Raw genomic sequence first — 20,910 nt, forward strand, 5'->3', positions numbered from 1 at the left:
CTCCCTGCTTTCAACGATTGACCACCGTTGCCGGCTGGGCGCCGAAGGCGGTGCGTGCGGGTGCTGTCTCGCTGCGAACAGGCTTCTTGCCTGACGAGCCGATGCCCGAAAGCCATTCGAGATAGAAGGCAAGCGCGAATTGCATGGCTATGCCGGCCGCGATCAGCAGGGTGTCATAGGCAAGGCCGCCAGGATTGATCAGCTTCATCACCTGCGCCACCATGGCGATCACCGTGCCGGCGATAAAGACCGGCAGCGACCGTTTGCCGAGTATGGCCAGCGGATGGTCGGGCGCGGTGCGGAACAGATTCGAGACGGCCGGAATGGCCACGATCAGGTAGCTAACCGCAAGGATGTGCAGCAGCCGCGGCAGCGACAGGAACGTCTTGTCGAAACCGCTCAGCACCACCGGCAGGTCCAGCCACGACACGTGCCCCCAAAGCGGGCTGTGCACCCAGATGAGCGCCCCGGCGACATAGGTTGCGGCAACGCCGACCAGCCAGCGATTGACCGGAATTGTGCCGCCGCGCCTGACATGCAGCATGACCGCCAGGCCGATATTGAACAGGAACTGCCAGGACAGCGGATTGAGGAACCAGAAGCCGGGCTCGGGATAGTTGGGCGGGGCGATCTGGTAGATGCCTGCAAGCAGCCACAGCGCTCCGGACACGGCGAGCGCCGCCAGCGGCCGGTAGCTGACGAAGAGCAGGAACAGCGGCGCCAGCAACAGCAGCACCGCATAAACCGGCAGGATGTTGTTGTAGCCGAGCTGATGGCCGAGCGTGACGATGCCGACCAGCACTTCCGGCGTGTTCTTCATCAGCGGCTCGATGTTGATCAGCTTCAGCAGATCCGGGCGCTTGGCAAACACCGCCGCCGCGCAGAACATGGCCATCACCACCATCGTCGTAACGATATGGGCGGTATAGAGGACACCTGCACGGCGCCACATCTTGAGCGTCGCGAGCAGCCGGCCTCCCGGCTGGAATTTGCCGCCATAGGCAAGAGCGACGGACATGCCGGAAATCAGCACGAAGGCTTCCGCCGCGTCCGAAAAGCCGAGATTCTTGTAGGTCAGGGTTTCAAAGACGGTGCCCGGCACATGGTCGATGAAAATGGTGAGCAGCGCGAGAGCGCGAAACACATCGATGCGCGTGTCGCGCTCCGGGATACGCACACTGCGATCCGGCGAAATCTGGGTGGTCATCGACAAAAGGCCTCAAAGGGAGAGCAGAGGATGCTCTCGTTGTTCACACCAGCAATGCGACCGCCCGGCGCATCGCTTCGATTCCTCCCGCAGGAGCATATCCGCGAAGAAACGGACTGAAATGCGCCCGGTTCAATCAACTTTCGCGGAGCAAGAAAATATTCCGTTTTGAAGCCGGCAAACCAACAAAACGGCCATGGAATCAATAGGATATAAGCATGCCTGAATATACCGACGAGAACGGCTTCCTGCACCGCGATCTGGCCTTCCCCTACCGCATCTTCAGGCCAGCACACGCAAGCGGCGAATGCCTGTTCCTGCTGCATGGTTCCGGCGTCGACGAGACGACATTGATGCCCTTGGCGAGGCAGATCGCACCCAAGGCTACGCTTGTCGCAGCGCGTGGCCGCATCGCCCAGGAGGACGGTTTCCGCTGGTTCGCTCGGATCACGCCGACCCGCTTCGAACAGGAAAGCATACTGACCGAAACGGCCGCCTTCGCCGCGTTCGTGGCAGAGGCGGCGAAGCGCCATACGTTCGATCTCGCGCGGGCGACTTTCTTCGGCTATTCAAATGGCGCCAATCTGGTTTCGAGCCTGATGCTGCTGCATCCCGGGCTTGTCGAGCGGGCAGCATTGCTCAGGCCGATGCCGGTCCTGGACGAGGTGCCTGCGACCGACCTGACCGGCACGAAGGCACTGATCATCGCCGGCGCCGTAGACCTCACCTACGCGCCTTTCGCGCCGGCGCTGGTCACGCTGCTCAGCCAACACGGCGCTGAGGTCGATGCGCGGATCGTTTCATCAGGTCATGAATTCGGCGATGCGGACGCCGCAATCGTCAGGCAATGGATGGGCGGCAGGACAATCGCGGTCTCGCCGGCAAGCTAGCGGTCCGGGATCTATCCCTGCCCCATCCTGTTCCAGGCATCGAGCCCGGCGATCTTGTAGGCTTCGGCCAGCGTCGGATAGTTAAAGGTGTTGTTGACGAAGAAGTCGACGGTGCCGCCGAGATTGATCACCGCCTGGCCGATATGGATCAGTTCGGTCGCGCCCTCGCCGACGATATGGGCGCCGAGCAGCCGACGCGTTTCGACCGAGAACAGAAGTTTCAGGAAGCCGGTGTTGACGCCCATGATGTGGCCGCGCGAGGTCTCGCGAAAACGCGCCACGCCGACCTCGTAGGCGGCGCCGCTCTCGCGCACCTGCTCCTCGGACTGGCCGACGGTGGAGATCTCCGGCACGGCGTAGATGCCATAGGGAAAGGTTTCGGGCGGCGGCGGCAGCGCCACACCGAAGGCATGGCAGGCGGCCACCCTGCCCTGCTCCATCGAGGTCGAGGCAAGGCTCGGGAAGCCGATGACGTCGCCGGTGGCATAGATGTTCGGCGCACTGGTCTGGAAGGTTTCCGGATCGACCTTGATGCGGCCTCTGGAGTCGGCCTCGATGCCGACCACATCCAGCCCGAGGCTGCCGAGATTGCCGCTGCGGCCGGCGGCATAAAGTACGATCTCTGAGCGGATGGTGCGGCCGTCGGCAAGCGTTACTTCGGCATAGTCGGGCTTCGAGGCGAGTTCCTTGACCGTGCTGCCCAACCGGATGGTCATGCCGCGGTCGCGCATCTGATGGATGAAATCGTCGACGATTTCGCGGTCGACGAAATCGAGGATGGTGTTGCGCGGCTCGACCAGCGTTACCGGAACGTCGAGCGCCGAAAAGATCGTCGCATATTCGACACCGATGACGCCGGCCCCGATCACCGTCAGCGTGCGCGGCAATCGGCCGAGTTCCAGCATTTCGTCACTGTCGAAGATGCGGGTCTGGTCGAAGGGCACGTCGCGCGGCCGGTGCGGCCTCGTGCCGACCGCGATCAGCGCATTGGCGAAGCCGACCTCGCTGTAGTCGCCATTGTCGCTCGTCGGGCTGACCTTGTTGGGGCCGAGGAATTTCGCCGTGGCGCGCACGCTCTTGACCGCGTTGCGCATGAACTGGTGCTGCAGCACCTCGACCTCGTGGTCGAGCGTCTTGTGCAGGCGCTCGACCAGATCGCCGATGGAAATGTCCTGCTTGACCCGGTAGCCGCGGCCGTAGAAGCCGCGTTCGCGCCAGCCGGACAGGTTGAGCACGGTCTCGCGCAGCGTCTTCGACGGGATGGTGCCGGTGTGCACGGAGACGCCGCCGAGGCGCCGGCCCCTGTCGACCACTAGGACCGATTTGCCGAGCTTGGCCGACTGCACGGCAGCACGGCGCCCGGAAGGGCCGCTGCCGATGACCAGCATGTCGTAATCCATATTGCCCCGTCCCTCGTCTCCCCTGCGCTTTGTTGCGCCGCAGCAAGCTAATGCCATCCGCGCGGCAAATTCAACCGATTCGAAGGGCGTTGGCGTAGCCGCCGGGCTAAAGGCGCCGATCTTGATTCCGCAGCAGGCCTTCACCATTTCATCAGCAGTGCGCCCACACCCTATTGTGGGCCAGGTTACGAGGATATGACATGAACGCGCGCGTTCTCGACGGCGAAATCATCACCAGCAGGCTCGACGATGTCAGGGCCTATGACGGCGTGCGCACGCGGCGCATCCTGGCCTTCATCATCGACTATTGCATTGTCGCGCTGCTCACCATCCCCTTCGCGATCCTGGTGCTCCTGCTTGGGCTGCTGACGCTCGGCCTTGGCTGGATGCTGTTTTCCGTCCTCGTGCCGGCGGTCGCCATCCTCTACATCTGGAACACGCTGGGCAGCCGCGATCAGGCCACGACCGGCATGAAGATGATGGGCATCCGGCTCGATCGCCTCGACGGCACCCGCATCGACGGGCTGACCGCCGTCGTGCATTCGGTGCTGTTCTGGGCCGCCAACGTCATCCTGACACCGCTGGTTCTTCTGGTGACGCTGTTTTCCGACCGCAAGCGCACGCTGCACGACCTGCTGCTCGGCACCGTGGTCAGCCGCAGGGATCGTTGAAACAGCATTTCGAGAGGCTGCGCGGGCGCTTATGAGCAAATATGACGGCCTTCGGTCGGCCGCTGCTTCACAATCCTGTTGAATTTTTCGCCGACCGGGCCAAAGGTAAGGCGATTCGCAGGAGTGTTTTCTAGACTCGATGACGCAGCACCCGACCCAGTCGCCGCAGTTCTTCCTGACCGCGCCGTCGCCGTGCCCGTATCTCGAGGGCCAGTTCGAGCGCAAGGTGTTCACGCACCTGGTCGGCGACAAGGCGCCGGAGATGAACGATCTGCTGACGCAAGGCGGGTTCCGGCGCTCGCAGAACATCGCCTACAGGCCGGCCTGCGAAACCTGCCGTGCCTGTGTTTCGGTGCGCATCCTGGCGCAAGAATTCACCGCCAGCCGCAACATGAAGCGGGTGATCCAGCACAATTCCGACCTTATCGGCGCCATGCACGACGCGCAGCCCTCCACCGAGCAGTATTCGCTGTTCCGCGGCTATCTCGATGCCCGGCACCGCCGAGGCGGCATGTCCGACATGACGGTGCTCGATTACGCCATGATGGTCGAGGACACGCATGTCGACACCAAGATCATCGAATACCGGCGGCGCGGCCCCGACACCTTCATCACCGGCAAGGGCCAGGGCGAGCTGATCGCTGTGGCGCTCACCGACAAGATGGCCGACGGCCTGTCGATGGTCTATTCCTACTTCAATCCTGATTTCGAGGACCGCTCGCTCGGCACCTTCATGATCCTCGATCATATCGCCCGTGCCAGGGCAATGGGTCTGCCCCACGTCTATCTCGGCTACTGGGTCAACGGCTCGCGCAAGATGAATTATAAGATGCGCTTCATGCCGCAGGAGCATCTCGGCCCGAAGGGCTGGGAACGCTACGACCACGAAGCGGTTTCGCGCTGACTTTTCCTTCCGCCATTCATCTCTAAACTGTTTCAAGGAGGAGGATGCTGGTCTTCCGGCCGCGTGGCTGGAAGACAGGCGACGGGCCGATATTGCGGCCTGCCTCCCCATTCATTGCGAGATCGGCATGTCATCCCACCACGATCATCAGAAGGGTCTCCTCATCACCGCCATCGGCGGACTGACGCTTACCATCGACATCCCGCTGATCCGGCTCGCCGACGGCAGCCCATGGACCATCATGATGTTGCGCAACGCCACGACCTTGATCGCCGCACTCGTGGTCTGGGCTGTCTGGCGCAGGCTGAGCAGGAACGCGCCACAGCTCATCCCAGGCCGGTCAGGCTTGGCGGTGGCCATATGCTATGGCCTGACCGGCATCACCTTCATCACCGCCGTCTTCCACACCTCGACCGCCAATCTGGTCTTCATCCTCGCCTTCAGCACCGTGTTCGCGGCGCTCTTGTCCTGGCTGTTCCTCCGGGAGCGGCCGCGACTGGTGACGCTCGTGACGATGCTGGTCATGATCCTTGGCGTGCTGATCATCGTCGGCGGTTCGGTCGGCACCGGGCACCTGTTCGGCGATTTCATGGCGCTCTGCTCGGCCTTCTTCGTCGCTCTAGCCATCACCATCTCGAGCGCCAGCGGCAAGGACATGGGCTTCACCTCGCTGGTCGGCGTCGTCCTGCCGCTGGCGGTTGCCGCGTTCATGGTCTCGGGCGAAGGCTTTCACGTCAACGCGCCATGGTGGATCATCTTCAACGGCGCCGTGACCATGCCGATATCGTTCTTCTGCCTTGCCAACGGACCGAAATACATTTCCGGACCGGAGGTGGCGATGTTCTATCTGCTGGAAACCGTGCTGGCGCCGGTCTGGGTGTGGATGATCTTTGCGGAAACACCGTCGCGCAACAGCCTGATCGGCGGCGTCATCCTGATCGCCGCGCTGGTCGCCCACTCACTGTGGCAGCTGCATGAAGGACGCAAGCGCCGTGCCGCGCTCGCCGTCAGTCACCCGGCTTGACTCTTTTTCGGCACGCCGTGATCGGCGGCGATCTCGATCTGCGGCGGATGATCGTCCCGTTCCTCAGGTGCTGCAGGAGCGGCCTCGTCCATCAGCTCGACCTCGCGCAGCCATTCGCGCCAGATCGCGACCAGCAGCGCCATCAGCACCGGACCGATGAACAGGCCGAGGAAGCCCATCGTCTTAACGCCGCCGATCAAGCCGAAAAAGGTCGGCAGGAAGGGTAACTTGATCGGCCCGCCGACCAGCTTCGGGCGCAGCGTCTTGTCGACGATGAAGAGTTCGACCGCGCCCCAGATGAACAGCGCGAACCCCGCCACCGGCGAGCCGCTGGCGGCGAGATAGATCGAGACAAGCGTGAAGGACAGCGGTGCGCCGCCTGGGATCAGTGCCATGACGCCGGTCAAGGCGCCGAGCGTCACCGGCGAAGGCACGCCGGCCAGCCAGTAGGCGATGCCCAGCACCAGCCCCTCGCCGATGGCGATGATGGTCATGCCGGTCACGGTCGAGGAGATGGTCGCCGGTACAACCCGCGAAATCCGCTCCCATCTCATCGGCAGGATGCGCTCGCCGAGGCGGTCGACCTGGCCGGCGAAATGCTCGCCATCGCGATAGGCGAAGAACAGCGCGATCATCATGAACAGCAGCGTCAGCAACAGGCCGAAGGCACTGCCGCCGGCCGCCAGCACGCCGCGATAGATGCTGCCGATGTTGGCGCCGCTGACCAGCTGGATCAGTTCGCCGATGCCGCCGGGATGGCCAAAATTGGTCGTCCATTGCTCGTTCAGCCACTCGCCGATGATGGGCATTGTGGCGATCCAGTGCGGCGTCACCGCGCCGTGCCGGTTGGTCTCGATCGCCCAGGCGACCCATTCGCGGACTTCGTTGATGGCATAGGTGCCGGCGAGCGCGATCGGCACCACCAGGAAGGTCAGGATAAACAGGATCGCGAAAGTCGCGGCGATGGTGCGGTTGCCGCCGACGGCGGCAAGCAGCCGGCGGTAGAGCGGCCAGCTGGCGAAGGCGATGACCAGTGCTGCCAGCACCGGAAACAGGAAGCCGTGAAAGAAGTAGACGCCGGCGGCAACGATCAGCACCAAAAGCCAGCGCGCCGCCGACAGCGGCGGGATGACGGCGGATCTCAGCGGCGCCGACAGGCCGAACAGGCGCTGCTGCCGCTCCGGTTTCTGGATCTCAGTCCGCTTCAAACCCTGTGCCTCTCCTGCCCGCAGCAATCATGCAGCATGATAGTGCAGCAATCGTGACGATAGTCCAAATGTTTGGGTGGCGGCTCTTCCCTTCTCCCCTTGTGGGAGAAGGTGGATCGGCGCGAAGCGCCGAGACGGATGAGGGGTGCTGGAAGAAACGAGGCGTTGGTTTCGTGTCCCCTGGCGCACCAAGCTGGAACACCCCTCATCCGACCGAGCTTCGGTCCGGCCACCTTCTCCCACAAGGGGAGAAGGAAGAGGCGCCTTGCTACCCGAACTTGCCCGTCCTCGGAAAACCCTTCGGCACCATCCGTCCGGCCGACGCCCGGGGGCCGATCCACTCCACCAGTTCATCGCGCGACTTGATGAAGGTGCGGTCGGCCGAATCCTGCCAGGACAGGCCGCTTTCGAGTGTGAACGTCTTGAGATCGAGTACGCCGCCGTCCTTGTATTTCTGCAGGCGAACGCCCTTGCCGCGGCCCATTTCCGGGATCTCGGCCAGCGGGAAGATCAGCATCTTGCGGTTCTCGCCGACGATGGCGAGATGGTCGCCGGTGACCGGCAGGCACCGCTTGGCTTCGTCCGGTGCCTTGACGTTCATCACCTGCTTGCCCTTGCGGGTGTTGGCGACGACCTCCTCCTCCGGCACGACAAAGCCGTTGGCGTCGTAGGACACCAGAAGCAGCTTGCGCTTGGGATCGTGGATGAAGGCGGTGACGATGTCCTGGTCGTTGTCCATGTCGACAATGATGCGGATCGGTTCGCCATGGCCGCGCCCGCCCGGCAGCCGGTCGGCGCCGATGGTGTAGAACTTGCCGCCGGTGGTGAAGACCAGGATCTTGTCGGTGGTCTGGGCATGGAAGGCGAGCTTGAGGCTGTCGCCCTCCTTGAAGGTGAGCGTCGAGTGGTCGCTCAGATGACCCTTCATCGCCCGCAGCCAGCCCTTTTCCGAGACGACCACGGTGACCGGCTCGCGCTCGATCATGGCGTGCGCGATGTCGGTCAGGTCATGCTCGGGCGCATCGGCGAACTGGGTCCGGCGTTTGCCGAGTTCGGTCTCCGGTCCGAACTTGTCGCGGATGCTGGTGACTTCCCACTTGATCGTCGCCCATTGCTTGGCGTTGGACGCAAGCAGCGCCTCGATCTGCTTCTTCTCGGCGGTGAGGCCGTCGAACTCCTTGCGGATCTCAATCTCTTCGAGCTTGCGCAAGGCGCGCAGGCGCATGTTGAGGATGGCTTCAGCCTGGGTGTCGGTGAGCGACCAGCGGGCCATCATCACCTGCTTGGGCTCATCCTCCTCGCGGATGATCCTGATCACCTCGTCGATATTGAGATAGGCGATCAAATAGCCGGCGAGGATTTCCAGCCGCCTTTCGATCTCGCCAAGCCGATGCTTCGAGCGGCGAATGAGCACGTCGCGGCGATGCTCCAGCCACTCCTTGAGCACGCCCTTCAGCGACAGCACGTTCGGCACCTTGCCGCGCGACAGCACGTTCATGTTGAGCGGGAAGCGGCTTTCAAGCTCGGTCAGCTTGAACAGGGATTCCATCAAGATGCCCGGATCGACCGAACGGCTCTTCGGCACCAGCACGACGCGGATGTCCTCGGCGCTCTCGTCGCGGATGTCTTCCAGAAGCGGCAATTTGCGCGCCATCAGAAGCTCGGCGATCTTTTCGATCAGCCGGGCCTTCTGGACGCCATAGGGAATCTCGGTGACGACGATGCTCCAGGTGCCCCTGCCCTGGTCCTCCTGGCTCCATTTCGCCCGGACGCGAAAACCGCCGCGGCCGGTTTCATAGGCTTCGAGGATCGAGGCGCGGCTGTCGACGATGATGCCGCCGGTCGGGAAATCCGGCCCCTGGACAAAATCCATCAGCGCCGTCACCGGCGCGTCCGGATGCTCGATCAGGTGCAGTGCCGCATCGCAAAGCTCGGCGGCGTTGTGCGGCGGGATCGAGGTAGCCATGCCGACGGCAATGCCCGACGAACCGTTGGCCAGCAGGTTCGGGAAGGCGCCGGGCAGCACGACCGGCTCCTCGTCCTCCTCATTGTAGGTCGGCCGGTAGTCGACCGCGTCCTCGGTGATGCCGGCAAGCAGCTCCGTCGCCACATCGGTCATGCGCGCTTCGGTGTAGCGCATGGCGGCGGCGTTATCGCCGTCGATATTGCCGAAATTGCCCTGCCCGTCGACCAGCGGGTAGCGCATCGAGAAATCCTGCGCCAGGCGCACCAGCGCGTCGTAGATCGACTGGTCGCCATGCGGGTGGAACTTGCCCATCACCTCGCCGACGATACGGGCGCATTTGGCGAAACCCTGGTCGGGATTGAGCCTGAGCAGCCGCATGGCATGCATGATGCGGCGGTGCACGGGTTTCAGCCCGTCGCGCACGTCCGGCAGCGCCCGGTGCATGATGGTCGAGAGCGCATAGGCGAGGTAGCGCTCTTCCAGCGCCTTCTTCAGATCGACCGGTTCGACGTGGTCACCGCCGCCATCTTGAGGCGGCAAAAGCCTTTTTCCCATGGCGCTGCACTAGCCGAGCGGGTGATTCGCAGCAAGACGCGGGTGTGGGAATCCGCACGTCGTAAGGCCTTGGGGCGGTAATTAAGGGCGAAGCCCGGGCGGCGACGGCACCTCAAATCCACCATAGGGGTGTGATGGACTTCACGGAATTGCCGGCACGGCCACGTCTATGTGCAACAGCATCGGAAGCGGTGCCGGCGCCGGCCAACATCAATCTGTTACAAGCCCTGTCTAAGGCATGACGCGATGACGCATGGAAATCCGATCTTCATGACAAATTCACCGCACCACGCAAAGACCGAGGATCGGGTTTGCCTTTCGCCGTGATTTTCGACCATTCTGTCCGACAACGCCTTTATCCCGTCCAGTTCGTCTCAGAATGGTGATGGCGTAACCGATGAAGACAATTTTTCAGGACATCTCAGGGGACTTGCAATGACAATCCAACACTCATTCCGCAAACTCGCTTTTTCGACCTTTTTGCTGACGCTGCCGCTGAATGCCGCTTTCGCGCAGGACACTGCCGTCGCTGACCGGCTCAAGGCGACGCTTGCCGCTCAGGGCGTCGACATTTCCTGGACCGGAGTGACCGGCGACGCCACCAGCATGGTTCTGCAGGGCGTGTCGGTGAAACCGGCGGCCGAGAAGGAGGCGCTGCCGATCGGCGACGTCAAGCTCGAGGGCGTGACCGAGGCCAATGGCGGTTTTGACATCGCGACCGTGTCGACCGCGGCGTTCCAGCGTACCCAGGACGGCATCACGCTCGATCTCAGCCCCTTCGTCATCCATGACATGACCATTCCAGCTGACGGCGCCACCGGACCGACGGGATCGATGCTGATGTACAAATCGGCCGAACTCGCCAACATGACGGTCAAGGTCGCCGACAAGTCCGCCTTCTCGATGGACGGCCTCGCCATCGAAATCACACCGCCCGCCGACGGCAAGGCGATGGAATTCACCGGCACGACGGAAAAGTTCAATGCCGACCTGACCCTCGTCGAGGATCCGAAGTCGAAGGAGGTCATCGACGCGCTCGGCTACCAGAACATCACCGGCAATATCGACGTGGCCGGCACCTGGCAGCCTTCGGACGGCAAGGTGGAACTGTCGAAATACGACATAGCGGTCGACAATGCCGGCAAGTTCGGCATGACCTTCGACCTCGGCGGCTACACACTCGATTTCGTCAAGTCGGTGCAGGAGATGCAGAAGAAGATGGCGGCGCAGCCCGAAGGCGCCGACAATTCGGCGCAAGGCATGGCCATGCTCGGCCTCATGCAGCAGCTCTCCTTCAACGGCGCCTCGATCCGCTTCGACGACGATTCGCTGACCGGCAAGGTGCTGGAGTATGTCGGCAAGCAGCAGGGCATGTCGGCCAAGGACATCGCCAACCAGGCCAAGGCGATCGTGCCGTTCGGCATGGCGCAGCTCAACAATCCGGAACTGACGGCCGAAGTGACGGCCGCGGTAAGCAAGTATCTGGACGAGCCGAAGAGCCTCGAGATTTCGGCCGAGCCGCCGGCCTCGGTGCCGTTCGCGCTGATCATGGCGGGCGCGATGTCCAACCCGCTCGACCTGCCGAAGACGCTGGGCGTCAAGGTCAAGGCGAACGAAGACTGATCGAGACCGTCTCACGAGATGAAAAAGCCCGGCAGTGATGCCGGGCTTTTTTGTTGGATTGTCGAATCGAAAGAATCGGTTCCGGCCGTTTTTTAAAGTGCCGGCCGAAAACGGGATCAGGCGTCCTTCTTGGTGGGCGCAACGCGCAGCGCCAGTTCGCGAAGCTGCTGCGGGCTGGCTTCGGAGGGCGCGTTCATCAACAGGTCGTAGGCCTGCTGGTTCATCGGGAACATGGTGACTTCGCGCAGGTTCTTGGCCCCGACCAAAAGCATGACGACGCGGTCGATGCCGGCCGCCATGCCGCCATGCGGCGGCGCGCCGTACTGGAAGGCGCGGTAGAGGCCGCCGAAGCGTTCCTCGACCGTCGCGCGGTCGAGCCCGACCGTCTCGAAGGCCTTGACCATGGTTTCCGGCAGATGGTTGCGGATGCCGCCGGAGGCGATCTCGAAGCCGTTGCAGACCATGTCGTACTGGAACGCCTTGATGCCGAGCAGATCCTCGCCGCCCAACGCCTCGATACCGCCCTGCGGCATCGAGAACGGATTGTGGGCGAAGTCGATCTTCTTTTCCTCCTCGTTCCATTCGAAGAACGGGAAGTCGACGATCCAGCACAGTTCGAAGCGCTCGCGGTCGACGAGGTTCAGCTCTTCGCCAGCACGGGTGCGTGCGGCACCGGCGAAGGAGACGAATTTCTTCGGGTCGCCGGCGACGAAGAAGGCGGCGTCGCCATCGGCAAGGCCGAGCTGCAGGCGGATCGCCTCTGTGCGCTCCTCGCCGATGTTCTTGGCCAGCGGTCCGGCGCCTTCGAGTTTCTCGCCCTCCTTGCGCCAGAAGATGTAGCCCAGGCCCGGCTGGCCCTCGCCTTGCGCCCAGGAATTCATGCGGTCGCAGAAAGCGCGTGAGCCGCCGGTCTTGGCTGGAATGGCCCAGATCTCCGCCTTCGCATCGTTGGCGAGGATGTTGGCGAACACCTTGAAGCCGGACTCGCGAAAATGGTCGGAGACGGCCTGCATCTCGATCGGGTTGCGCAGGTCCGGCTTGTCGGTGCCGTATTTGCGCATGGAGACATCATAGGGAATGCGCTGGAATTTCTGCGTCACCGGCTTGCCGTTGGCAAAGGTCTCGAAGACGGCGCGCAGGACGGGCTCCATGGTCGACAACACGTCATCCTGCTCGACGAAGCTCATCTCCAGGTCGAGCTGGTAGAATTCGCCCGGCAGCCGGTCGGCGCGCGGATCCTCGTCGCGAAAGCACGGCGCGATCTGGAAGTAGCGGTCGAAGCCCGACACCATGATCAGCTGCTTGTACTGCTGCGGCGCCTGCGGCAGCGCGTAGAAAGTGCCGGGATGAATGCGTGACGGCACCAGGAAGTCGCGCGCGCCCTCGGGCGAGGACGCGGTCAGGATCGGCGTCGAGAATTCGGTGAAGCCAACCTCGCCCATGCGCTTACGCATCTCGGCGATGATCTTTGTCCGCGCCACGATGTTCTTGTGCAGCGTCTCGCGACGCAGGTCGAGGAAACGGTATTTGAGGCGGATGTCCTCGGGATAGTCGGGCTCGCCGAACACCGGCAGCGGCAGCTCCTTGGCCGCCGACAGCACTTCGATCTCGCGCGCGAAAATCTCGATCTCGCCGGTCGGCAGATTGGCGTTGGTTGTCTCGGGCAGGCGCGCCTTGACCTCGCCGTCGACGCGGATCACCCACTCGCCGCGCACGGTCTCGGCGATCTTGAAAGCCGGCGAATCCGGATCGGCGACGATCTGGGTCAGGCCGTAATGGTCGCGCAGGTCGATGAACAGCAGGCCGCCATGGTCGCGCACACGGTGCACCCAGCCGGACAGGCGAACGGGCGTGCCGACGTCGCTCTTTCTCAACTGGGCACAGGTGTGGCTGCGGTAACGATGCATTGTCATGGGTGAAGTCCGGATGCTGGGTTGCGGGCCGTGCGCCCTGCTCGAAATTTGCGCGAAAAGCGCATGAGAGGCCGGCTTTGTCAAGGCAAGCGGGCGGTTCCGGTGCGGCGCGCCAACTGTTCAGGCGAAGTGGATTTCAGCGCCCTGGTGTTCGAAATCCGCGAGGATCGCGGCCGGCGCCGTCTTTTCGACCACCAGATGGCGGATCGCTTCGGGTCCGGCGACGCGGTAGGGCGCCGCCGTGGCCAGCTTGTCGTTGGTGACGGCGATGACGATGCCGGCGCTGTTCCTGGCCATGGCCCGCTTCACCTCGGCCTCCGCCGAATCGAAGGCCGTCACGCCGCGCGAGGCATCGAGACCGCAGGAGCCCAGAAAAAACAGGTCGGCGCCGAGCTGCGCGACGGCAGCCAGCGTATCGGCGCCGACGCAGGTTCCGAGGTCGCGGTCGAACCTGCCGCCCAGCACAATCAGCTCGACCAAGGCGTGATCGGAGAGAGCCGAAGCGACGCCGAGGGAATTGGTGGCTATGGTCAGTTCGAGGTCGCGCGGAATGGCGCTGGCGATCGCGGCATTGGTGGTGCCGCCGTCGATGAACAGGCTCTGACCGCTGGAGAGCAGGGTTACCGCCGCGCGCGCCAGCCGCATCTTCTCCTCGACCGCATGGCCACCGCGCAGGCTGACCGGCGCGGCGGCGAAAGGTGCGGCCGCGACCGCGCCGCCATAGACGCGACGGCATTGCCCGGCCTTGGCCATTTCCCTCAGGTCGCGTCGGACCGTATCTTCCGAAACGCCGAAGCGGCTCGCCAGTTCGCCGGCCAGCACCCTCCCCTCCGCCGCAAGCCGGTCGCGGATGAGTTGGTGCCGTTCATCGGTGAGCATCGCATGATCCTATTTCTTACTGCACGTTCTTGCATGTTTTGCACGTTTGTGCAAGAAGCGGCGTGTACCGAGCCGTTTGACAAACCAACCGCCGGTTTCTCTTTCGTTGAAAGCACCGCGATGACCTTTGGCCTCAGCCTTGCCCCTCAACACCGGGTCTATGCCGGGTTTGCGATCTATTCGTTCGCCATGGGCAACATCTTTCCGCGGCTGCCAGACATCAAGCACGCCATGGGCATAGAGGACGGCACGCTCGGGCTCAGCCTGATCGGAACGCCGATCGGCACCTTGACCGCGCTGACGCTGGCGACGCCGATACTGGAGCGGGTCGGCTTCCGTCGCGCGCTGCTCGGGCTGGTGCCATTGGTGGCCGCAGCCTATGCCATCGCGGTGCATGCGCCGGGGCCTGTAGCGCTGTTCCTGATGCTTTTTCCGGTGGGCCTGATGATCGGCAGCATCGAGATCATGCTCAATGTCGAGGCCGACAGAACGGAATTCCTGCTGAAACGCCGGATCATGAACCGGGCGCATTCGTTCTGGAGCATGGGCTTCTTCGGCGCCGGCCTGTTCGGCGCGGCGCTCGGCCATCTCGGCATATCGCCGCAACTGCATCTGGCTCTTGTCGTGCCGATGGTGGCGATATCGATGGCGCTGTTTCTCGGCGGCTACGAACCGGCGCCGAGCCGCTTCGCCGGCAATGGCGACAAAGCGCCCAGACTGGCAAGGCCGACACTGCCGATCCTCGTGCTCGTCGCGGTGACGCTGTCGGCGATGCTCCTGGAAGGCGCCAGCATCGACTGGTCGGCGATCTACATGCGCACCGTGTTCGACTCGGGCCCCTTTGTCGCCGGATTCACTGTGGCGCTGTTCGCCTTCTCGCAGGCGACTACGCGCTTCTTTGCCGACAGCTTCGTCGACCGCCACTCGCCAAGCGGCGTGGCTCGTGTGCTGTTGGCCAGCATGGCAGCGGGCGTGCTGCTCGTCTTCCTCTCGCCTGCCCCGTTCGTGTCCATGCTGGGCTTCGCCCTTCTGGGCATCGGTAGCAGCGCGCTGTTTCCACTGGCGATCTCCGCGGCCGCCCAGCGGACGGATCGCCCCGCGGCCATCAATGTCGCAGCGCTGTCGCAGATTTCCTTCGTCGCCTTCCTGCTCGGCCCGCCGCTGCTCGGCTTCGTCTCGGACCATTGGGGGATCCGCTCGGCCTTTGCCATCGGCATCCCGTTCATAGCGCTCAGCCTGCTGACCGCAGGGTCGCTTGGGCGAAGGGCGCCCTCGGAGAAGGCCGTAATGCCAGCGGGCGAAGCGCCTGACCCGAGGCAGAAGAAGATACTGGCAGAGGCCGGTGAGGCGTGAACGGCTCGCCCATCATCAAGTCGATCGCCATCACGGCCCGCTTTCCCATATGTGGCGCATCGTGGCGGCCACCCCTACAGCGAAGCGACGCCCCCGATTCCCCGGCGAATCGCCTCGCGGTAGGCGAGGTCGGCCGTCACCATGTCCTCCATGGCAACGCCCATTGCCTTGTAGACGGTGATCTGGTCGGCGCTGACCCGTCCCGGCCGTAGCCCGAGCAGTAGCTCGCCGAGTTCGGTTCCGGTTTCCGGGTCGATCCCGGCCAATTCGCAGGAGCCGACCGGCGTCGGGGCGAATGCGTCGCTTGTCTCGACGAAGAGGCCGGCCTTGCCGACAAGCTCGACCGGCAATTCGCCGCCGGGTGGCGCGACGCCGACCGACGAGACGTGGGTGCCGGGTCTCACCCATTCGGCTGAAATCACCGGCTCATAGGAATGCGTTGCCAAGCAGACGACATCCGACGAGCGCACCGCGGCCTCGACATCGCTGACGGCAACAACACCCGGATGTAGTGCGGCAAGCGCCTGCGCATCCACGAACTCCTTCGCGACAACGCGGATCTCGGCGAAGTCGCGGACCAGTGGCAGAAGGCGCAGGTGCTGGCCGGCCTGGACGCCTGCGCCCACCACTGTCGCGACCTTGGCGTCGCGCCGGGCCAGTTCGCGCACCGAGAGCACGGCCGAGCCGGAGGTGCGTACGGCGGTGATGTAGGTGCCGTCCATGACGCAGACCGGTAATCCCGTCTGCGGGTCGAACAGATGGATGGTGGCGAGATGGCTGGGGATACCTTTGGCGATATTGCCCTCGAACACGTTGACGATCTTCACCGTCAGATGCATGCCCGCCATCCAGGCCGGCATCGCCAGCGAATAGCCTGCCTGGGGAATGTCGAGCTGCGGCCGCGCCGGATTGACGACCTTGCCGCCAGACAGCGCCTCGAAGCCGTCCGCCAGCACGTCGAGAAGCTGACGGAGGTCGATGCAGGTTTTCACCTCGGCCTCGCTCAAGATGAGCACTGGCGTGTCGCCCTTGGCCTGAGCGTTGCGGGAGTTCGATATGGCTGATGTCATGGGTCTTGCCTTGGCTGGTTGAGTTGCCCGCCAACGGTATTGCCACCTGACAGCGTGATGAAATATGTTGTTTTGACTATTTTAGCGTGACTATCACGCTATTCCTGGCCAAAAAGTGTGAATCCTGAAATGGACAATCTCGACCGTATCGACCGCTCGCTGTTGCGTTTGTTGCAGGAGGATGGCCGCCGCACGACGCTCGACCTGGCCCGCCGGGTCGGGCTGTCGCCGACGGGCGCCTCGCAGCGCATCAAGCGGCTGTTCAGTGAAGGCTTCATCCGGGCCGTGCGGGCCGTCCTCGACCCGGCCAGGATCGGGCAGGCACAACTCGTCTTCATCGAGGTTCGGCTCGACCATACGGCGCCGCATGTCTTCGACCGCTTCGCCGAGGCGGTCTTGCAGGCGCCCGAGATCATCGAGTGCCACATGGTGGTTGGCGGCTTCGACTACCTAGTCAAGGCGCGCATCGCCGACATGGCAATGTTCCAGGACTTCCTGCAACGGGTAATCCTGCCGCTGCCCGGGGTCCGGGAAACGCACACCTACGCCTCGATCGCCAATGTGAAGCCCGACGCCTTGTTGCCGATCTAGATCAAATGTGTGGTGTAGAGGCAACGTCCGCCTTCCCCAAAGCCGAAATTCAAGCCAAGGCGCCAATCGTCTCGTGACCGCCGCGGGGAATTGCCGCTGGCATTGGAGGGGGCGATGGTTCAATAAGAGGCAAAGACAAGTGAACCACCTCCCTGCATGTCCTCCATCCGCCCGCTGATCCCGCTCCTCATCGCCGCCGGCATTCTGCTCGGCGGCAATGGGCTGCAGGGCACGCTGATCGCGCTGCGTGGTGCCCAGGAAGGGTTTTCCGCCACGATCATCGGCCTGCTGGGCACGTTCTACTTCGCCGGCTTCCTGCTCGGCTGCCTGGCCGTCACCCGCATCCTCAAGGCGGTCGGCCATGTCAGGACCTTCGCCGCGCTGGCGGCGACCGCATCGGCCGGCACGCTGCTGCTGGTTTTGGTCATCGACCCGGTGATGTGGTGCGCGGTACGCTTTGCCGGCGGCTTCTGCTTCGCCGGCCTGTTCACCGTCATGGAAGCCTGGCTCAACTCCGGCGTCACCAACAAGGACCGTGCGCGCGTGCTTGCCATCTACCGCATGGTCGATATCGGCTCGGTGACATCAGCGCAGTTCCTGATCCCGGTCTTCGGCGCCGGCGGATTCACCATCTTCGCCATCATGTCGATGATGATCACGCTGTCGCTGGTGCCGGTGTCGCTCGGCGACCGCTCCAACCCGACGCCGCCAGAAGACGTCAAGCTCGACCTTGCGCGCGTCTGGCGGATTTCGCCGCTCGGTTGCTTCGGCTGCATCTGCGTCGGCGTCACCAACAGCGCCTTCCGTACGCTGTCGCCGGTCTATGCCGAACAGCTCGGCATGTCGGTGGCCGACGTCGTCACCTTCGTCAGCGTCGGCATCTTCGGCGGGGCCCTCATCCAGTATCCGCTGGGCTACCTCTCCGACCGCCGAGACCGGCGCACGGTGCTCCTGGCGACGACTTGCTGCGCCATGCTCGCGGCGCTGGTGCTGGCGTTCATTCCCGGCAACGACCCGTTCCTCAACTTCGTCATCGTCTTCATCTTCGGCAGCTTCGCCATGCCGCTCTATTCGCTGTCGGCGGCGCATTCCAACGATCGCGCCGACAAGGGCGAATTCGTGCTGATCAACGCGGCGCTGATGCTGTTCTATTCCTTCGGTGCCATCGGCGGCCCGTTCGCGGCCTCGACGGCGATGCAGTATTTCGGACCGGGCGCCCTGTTTGTTTTCACCGCTGTCGTGTACGCCATTCTCATCATCGTGATCCTTTACCGGATGCAGGTGCGCTCCGGCGTGCCGGCGGGCCACCGCAGCCGGTTTACCGCGCTGTTGCGCACATCGACGGTGTTTGCGCGGCTGGCGCGGCGGAACGGTGATTCCGATGGATCGACGGACACATGACCGTGCGGCGGCTTGACGAAAGCCCGCGCGGCTGAAATTGAAAGAGACCTAATATGTTGCCAAAAGCGATTTGATGCACGTCATCACCACCCAAAGTGAACTCGAGACCGTTGTCGCCGCGTTCGAAAAGTCGGATTTCGTCACCGTCGACACCGAATTCATCCGCGAAACGACCTTCTGGCCGATTCTCTGCCTGATCCAGATGGCGGCGCCCGGTGTGACGGCGCTGATCGATCCGCTGTCGCCGGACATCGACCTGAAACCATTCTTCCGGCTGATGGCCAACGAAGCGGTGGTCAAGGTCTTCCACGCGGCGCGGCAGGACATCGAAATCATCGTCCATCTCGGCGATCTCGTGCCGCATCCGGTGTTCGACACACAGGTGGCGGCGATGGTCTGCGGCTTCGGCGACAGCGTCTCCTACGACCAGCTGGTGCAGCGCATCACCGGCGCCCGGCTCGACAAGTCCTCTCGCTTCACCGACTGGCGCCATCGTCCCTTGTCCGACAAGCAGCTCGACTACGCGCTGGCCGACGTCACCCATCTGATCGAGGTCTACCAGCACCTCAGCGCCGAACTGGTGCGGGAAAACCGCGCCCATTGGCTGAACGAGGAAATGGAGGTGCTGACCTCGCGCGAGACCTACGATCCGCATCCTGAGGACGCCTGGAAGCGGCTGAAGATGCGGCTGCGCAAGCCGCAGGAGCTGGCGATCGTGCAGGCGGTGGCGGCATGGCGCGAGCGCGAGGCGCGCGAACGCGACGTGCCGCGCGGGCGGGTGCTGAAGGACGACGCGATCTACGAGGTCGCGCAGCAGGCGCCGCGCGATGCGGCGGGACTTGGCCGCCTGCGCACCACGCCGAAAGGCTGGGAACGCTCGGCGACGGCAACCGCCCTGCTCGGCGCGGTCAACACCGCGCTGGCGCTGCCGAAGGAAGCGATGCCGAAGCTGCCGAAGAGTTTCCAGCCGCCGGAAGGCTCGAATGCCGCGTCGGAGCTGCTGAAAGTGCTTTTGCGCATCGTCGCCGAAAAGGAAGGCGTGGCGTCGAAGGTGCTGGCTTCCAGCGACGACATCGACCGCATCGCTGCCGAGGGCGAGGCCGCCGACGTGCCGGCCCTGCAGGGCTGGCGGCGCGCGGTGTTCGGCGAAGCGGCGCTCAAGCTGGTGCGCGGCGAGATCGGCATCAAGTTCGACAAGCGCAAGATCGCGCTGTTCGATCTGTAGCGACTGCGCTGGCGCGGCTCAGACCGCCCCGAGTAAATGAAACGCGAACCAGATCCAGGCCAGCAGCAGGACAACCGCGCCGAAGAAAAAGGCGCGGCTGCGCAGCATCACCCGATTGCTGGTCAGATGCACCCAGGCATGGACATAGCGCGACAGGATGAAGATCCAGGTCAGCGCCAGCGTCAGGAAGTTGACGCCGTTGGTGACGAAAAGCGCCAGGCAGAGCGCGTGGAACAGCACCGGAAGTTCGAACTGGTTGATCAGATTGTTGGCGACGGTGACGCTGGAGGCCGGCTCGGTCGAACGCACCTTGTACTGACCGACCTTGGCCTCGCCGGACTTGACGGCGAAATACCGGCGACGGGCCATCACGAGATAGACGATATAGACAAGCAGCACATGCGCCAGGACAGGCCAGAAGATCGCGGTCTGGTTCACGATTGCTCCCCGCCCTCAGCGGATCGCCGCTGCCCCGCCAGGTAAAAGACCGCGATGACGGCGAAGGGTATCGCCAGCAGCGCGAATTTGGTGACGGTCAGCGCCGAGGCGAAAGCGAGCGAATCGGGATTGGCCGACTGGAAGTCGGACAACAGCCGCGCCACAGCGAAGTTCTGCGCGTAATCGGCGAGCGTGTAGGGCAGCACGAGCACCAGCGCGAACAGTGCCTGAACCGGCGCGATCATTGCCCGGAAATTCCTCAGCTGCCGTCCGGTTGCCAGAATCAGGCTGACCAGGGTCAGCGACAGCAACGCCGGGAACAGCAGATCGAAGGTCAGGTAGTGCCAGACCAGAATGATCTCGCCGCCGCGCCGGCCAAGCGCCGTCAGCCAGGCCATGCCCTCGTCGGGGGTGAAGCCGGTAAGGCGCATGTCGAGCGACGGCAGCCCGCCGCTCAGGCTACGGAAATAGAGGAATTCCAGTGCCGTCATGGCGACGAAGACCGCCGCCGTCGCGATACAAAGCGCGGCGGCGTGGCGCGACAGCCTGAGCACAGTCGCCGTCAGATTACGCCAGAATGCATAGCGATCCC

At 63.7% G+C, this 20,910-nt stretch carries 18 protein-coding genes; 9 read left to right on the forward strand and 9 right to left on the reverse strand.

Annotation, left to right across the window (positions count from 1 at the left end):
• Positions 1-10: 10 nt before the first annotated feature.
• A complete protein-coding gene (locus AC04SI_RS12310) occupies positions 11-1,207 on the reverse strand; it encodes an OpgC family protein (protein WP_404277659.1) in 1,197 nt (398 codons plus the stop codon).
• 218 nt (positions 1,208-1,425) lie between these two features.
• On the opposite strand from AC04SI_RS12310, the gene AC04SI_RS12315 reads away from it, so the two are divergent.
• A complete protein-coding gene (locus tag AC04SI_RS12315) occupies positions 1,426-2,097 on the forward strand; it encodes an alpha/beta hydrolase (RefSeq protein WP_404277657.1) in 672 nt (223 codons plus the stop codon).
• 11 nt (positions 2,098-2,108) lie between these two features.
• On the opposite strand, the gene sthA is transcribed toward AC04SI_RS12315, so the two are convergent.
• The gene (sthA, locus tag AC04SI_RS12320) at positions 2,109-3,497 is read right to left on the reverse strand and encodes a Si-specific NAD(P)(+) transhydrogenase (protein WP_488474268.1); all 1,389 of its coding nucleotides are present in this window, start codon (positions 3,495-3,497) and stop codon (positions 2,109-2,111) included.
• A gap of 200 nt (positions 3,498-3,697) precedes the next feature.
• Here sthA and AC04SI_RS12325 point away from each other — a divergent pair, with 200 nt between their 5' ends.
• The 3 genes from AC04SI_RS12325 to AC04SI_RS12335 all read left to right on the forward strand — a co-directional run bounded on the left by AC04SI_RS12325 (position 3,698) and on the right by AC04SI_RS12335 (position 6,096).
• Entirely contained in the window at positions 3,698-4,168 is a 471-nt protein-coding gene (locus AC04SI_RS12325) for an RDD family protein (RefSeq protein ID WP_192182643.1), read from the forward strand.
• A gap of 139 nt (positions 4,169-4,307) precedes the next feature.
• Positions 4,308-5,072: an arginyltransferase gene (locus AC04SI_RS12330; RefSeq protein ID WP_404277652.1), complete on the forward strand. Its 765-nt coding sequence runs from the start codon at positions 4,308-4,310 to the stop codon at positions 5,070-5,072.
• 127 nt (positions 5,073-5,199) lie between these two features.
• Positions 5,200-6,096: a DMT family transporter gene (locus AC04SI_RS12335; RefSeq protein ID WP_404277650.1), complete on the forward strand. Its 897-nt coding sequence runs from the start codon at positions 5,200-5,202 to the stop codon at positions 6,094-6,096.
• Here the strand turns inward: AC04SI_RS12335 and AC04SI_RS12340 are convergent.
• Complete coding sequence (locus AC04SI_RS12340; protein ID WP_404277648.1) at positions 6,084-7,304, reverse strand: AI-2E family transporter; 1,221 nt, start codon at positions 7,302-7,304, stop codon at positions 6,084-6,086. The genes AC04SI_RS12335 and AC04SI_RS12340 overlap by 13 nt on opposite strands.
• A 268-nt stretch (positions 7,305-7,572) precedes the next feature.
• The gene (gene parC, locus AC04SI_RS12345) at positions 7,573-9,825 is read right to left on the reverse strand and encodes a DNA topoisomerase IV subunit A (protein WP_404277646.1); all 2,253 of its coding nucleotides are present in this window, start codon (positions 9,823-9,825) and stop codon (positions 7,573-7,575) included.
• A 435-nt stretch (positions 9,826-10,260) separates the two neighbouring features.
• Here parC and AC04SI_RS12350 point away from each other — a divergent pair, with 435 nt between their 5' ends.
• On the forward strand, positions 10,261-11,448 hold the full coding sequence (locus tag AC04SI_RS12350; RefSeq protein ID WP_404277644.1) for a hypothetical protein: 1,188 nt from the start codon (positions 10,261-10,263) through the stop codon (positions 11,446-11,448).
• Between the two features lie 116 nt (positions 11,449-11,564).
• Here AC04SI_RS12350 and aspS read toward each other — a convergent pair whose 3' ends face one another.
• Positions 11,565-13,355 carry an aspartate--tRNA ligase gene (gene aspS, locus AC04SI_RS12355; RefSeq protein WP_404277952.1) on the reverse strand — a complete coding sequence of 597 codons (1,791 nt, stop codon included), beginning with the start codon at positions 13,353-13,355 and terminating at the stop codon, positions 11,565-11,567.
• A 126-nt stretch (positions 13,356-13,481) separates the two neighbouring features.
• The gene (locus AC04SI_RS12360) at positions 13,482-14,240 is read right to left on the reverse strand and encodes a DeoR/GlpR family DNA-binding transcription regulator (RefSeq protein ID WP_404277642.1); all 759 of its coding nucleotides are present in this window, start codon (positions 14,238-14,240) and stop codon (positions 13,482-13,484) included.
• A 120-nt stretch (positions 14,241-14,360) separates the two neighbouring features.
• Here AC04SI_RS12360 and AC04SI_RS12365 point away from each other — a divergent pair, with 120 nt between their 5' ends.
• Positions 14,361-15,593: an MFS transporter gene (locus tag AC04SI_RS12365; RefSeq protein ID WP_404277640.1), complete on the forward strand. Its 1,233-nt coding sequence runs from the start codon at positions 14,361-14,363 to the stop codon at positions 15,591-15,593.
• A gap of 74 nt (positions 15,594-15,667) precedes the next feature.
• On the opposite strand, the gene AC04SI_RS12370 is transcribed toward AC04SI_RS12365, so the two are convergent.
• A complete protein-coding gene (locus AC04SI_RS12370) occupies positions 15,668-16,663 on the reverse strand; it encodes an ornithine cyclodeaminase family protein (protein WP_404277638.1) in 996 nt (331 codons plus the stop codon).
• 129 nt (positions 16,664-16,792) lie between these two features.
• Between AC04SI_RS12370 and AC04SI_RS12375 the strand changes: the two genes are divergently transcribed.
• The 3 genes from AC04SI_RS12375 (at position 16,793) to rnd (ending at position 19,880) form a co-directional block, all read left to right on the forward strand.
• Positions 16,793-17,254, forward strand: a complete 462-nt coding sequence (locus AC04SI_RS12375; RefSeq protein WP_404277636.1) for an Lrp/AsnC ligand binding domain-containing protein — start codon at positions 16,793-16,795, stop codon at positions 17,252-17,254.
• 156 nt (positions 17,255-17,410) lie between these two features.
• Positions 17,411-18,655, forward strand: a complete 1,245-nt coding sequence (locus AC04SI_RS12380) for an MFS transporter (protein ID WP_006205954.1) — start codon at positions 17,411-17,413, stop codon at positions 18,653-18,655.
• 73 nt (positions 18,656-18,728) lie between these two features.
• The gene (rnd, locus tag AC04SI_RS12385) at positions 18,729-19,880 is read left to right on the forward strand and encodes a ribonuclease D (RefSeq protein ID WP_404277633.1); all 1,152 of its coding nucleotides are present in this window, start codon (positions 18,729-18,731) and stop codon (positions 19,878-19,880) included.
• Positions 19,881-19,898: 18 nt separating this feature from the next.
• On the opposite strand, the gene AC04SI_RS12390 is transcribed toward rnd, so the two are convergent.
• Both AC04SI_RS12390 and AC04SI_RS12395 read right to left on the reverse strand, forming a co-directional pair.
• Positions 19,899-20,318 carry an MAPEG family protein gene (locus AC04SI_RS12390; protein WP_404277630.1) on the reverse strand — a complete coding sequence of 140 codons (420 nt, stop codon included), beginning with the start codon at positions 20,316-20,318 and terminating at the stop codon, positions 19,899-19,901.
• Complete coding sequence (locus tag AC04SI_RS12395; RefSeq protein WP_488474283.1) at positions 20,315-20,863, reverse strand: hypothetical protein; 549 nt, start codon at positions 20,861-20,863, stop codon at positions 20,315-20,317. Before AC04SI_RS12395 ends, AC04SI_RS12390 begins: the two co-directional genes overlap by 4 nt.
• Positions 20,864-20,910 lie beyond the last annotated feature (47 nt).

The organism is Mesorhizobium sp. CNPSo 4689, assembly GCF_057784325.1.

Bases quoted from the DNA above. Each gene is read 5' to 3' on its own strand.
- AC04SI_RS12310 (WP_404277659.1), bottom strand. From the start codon at position 1,207: ATGACCACCCAGATTTCGCCGGATCGCAGTGTGCGTATCCCGGAGCGC.
- AC04SI_RS12315 (WP_404277657.1), top strand. From the start codon at position 1,426: ATGCCTGAATATACCGACGAGAACGGCTTCCTGCACCGCGATCTGGCC.
- sthA (WP_488474268.1), bottom strand. From the start codon at position 3,497: ATGGATTACGACATGCTGGTCATCGGCAGCGGCCCTTCCGGGCGCCGT.
- AC04SI_RS12325 (WP_192182643.1), top strand. From the start codon at position 3,698: ATGAACGCGCGCGTTCTCGACGGCGAAATCATCACCAGCAGGCTCGAC.
- AC04SI_RS12330 (WP_404277652.1), top strand. From the start codon at position 4,308: ATGACGCAGCACCCGACCCAGTCGCCGCAGTTCTTCCTGACCGCGCCG.
- AC04SI_RS12335 (WP_404277650.1), top strand. From the start codon at position 5,200: ATGTCATCCCACCACGATCATCAGAAGGGTCTCCTCATCACCGCCATC.
- parC (WP_404277646.1), bottom strand. From the start codon at position 9,825: ATGGGAAAAAGGCTTTTGCCGCCTCAAGATGGCGGCGGTGACCACGTC.
- AC04SI_RS12350 (WP_404277644.1), top strand. From the start codon at position 10,261: ATGACAATCCAACACTCATTCCGCAAACTCGCTTTTTCGACCTTTTTG.
- aspS (WP_404277952.1), bottom strand. From the start codon at position 13,355: ATGCATCGTTACCGCAGCCACACCTGTGCCCAGTTGAGAAAGAGCGAC.
- AC04SI_RS12360 (WP_404277642.1), bottom strand. From the start codon at position 14,240: ATGCTCACCGATGAACGGCACCAACTCATCCGCGACCGGCTTGCGGCG.
- AC04SI_RS12365 (WP_404277640.1), top strand. From the start codon at position 14,361: ATGACCTTTGGCCTCAGCCTTGCCCCTCAACACCGGGTCTATGCCGGG.
- AC04SI_RS12370 (WP_404277638.1), bottom strand. From the start codon at position 16,663: ATGACATCAGCCATATCGAACTCCCGCAACGCTCAGGCCAAGGGCGAC.
- AC04SI_RS12375 (WP_404277636.1), top strand. From the start codon at position 16,793: ATGGACAATCTCGACCGTATCGACCGCTCGCTGTTGCGTTTGTTGCAG.
- AC04SI_RS12380 (WP_006205954.1), top strand. From the start codon at position 17,411: ATGTCCTCCATCCGCCCGCTGATCCCGCTCCTCATCGCCGCCGGCATT.
- rnd (WP_404277633.1), top strand. From the start codon at position 18,729: ATGCACGTCATCACCACCCAAAGTGAACTCGAGACCGTTGTCGCCGCG.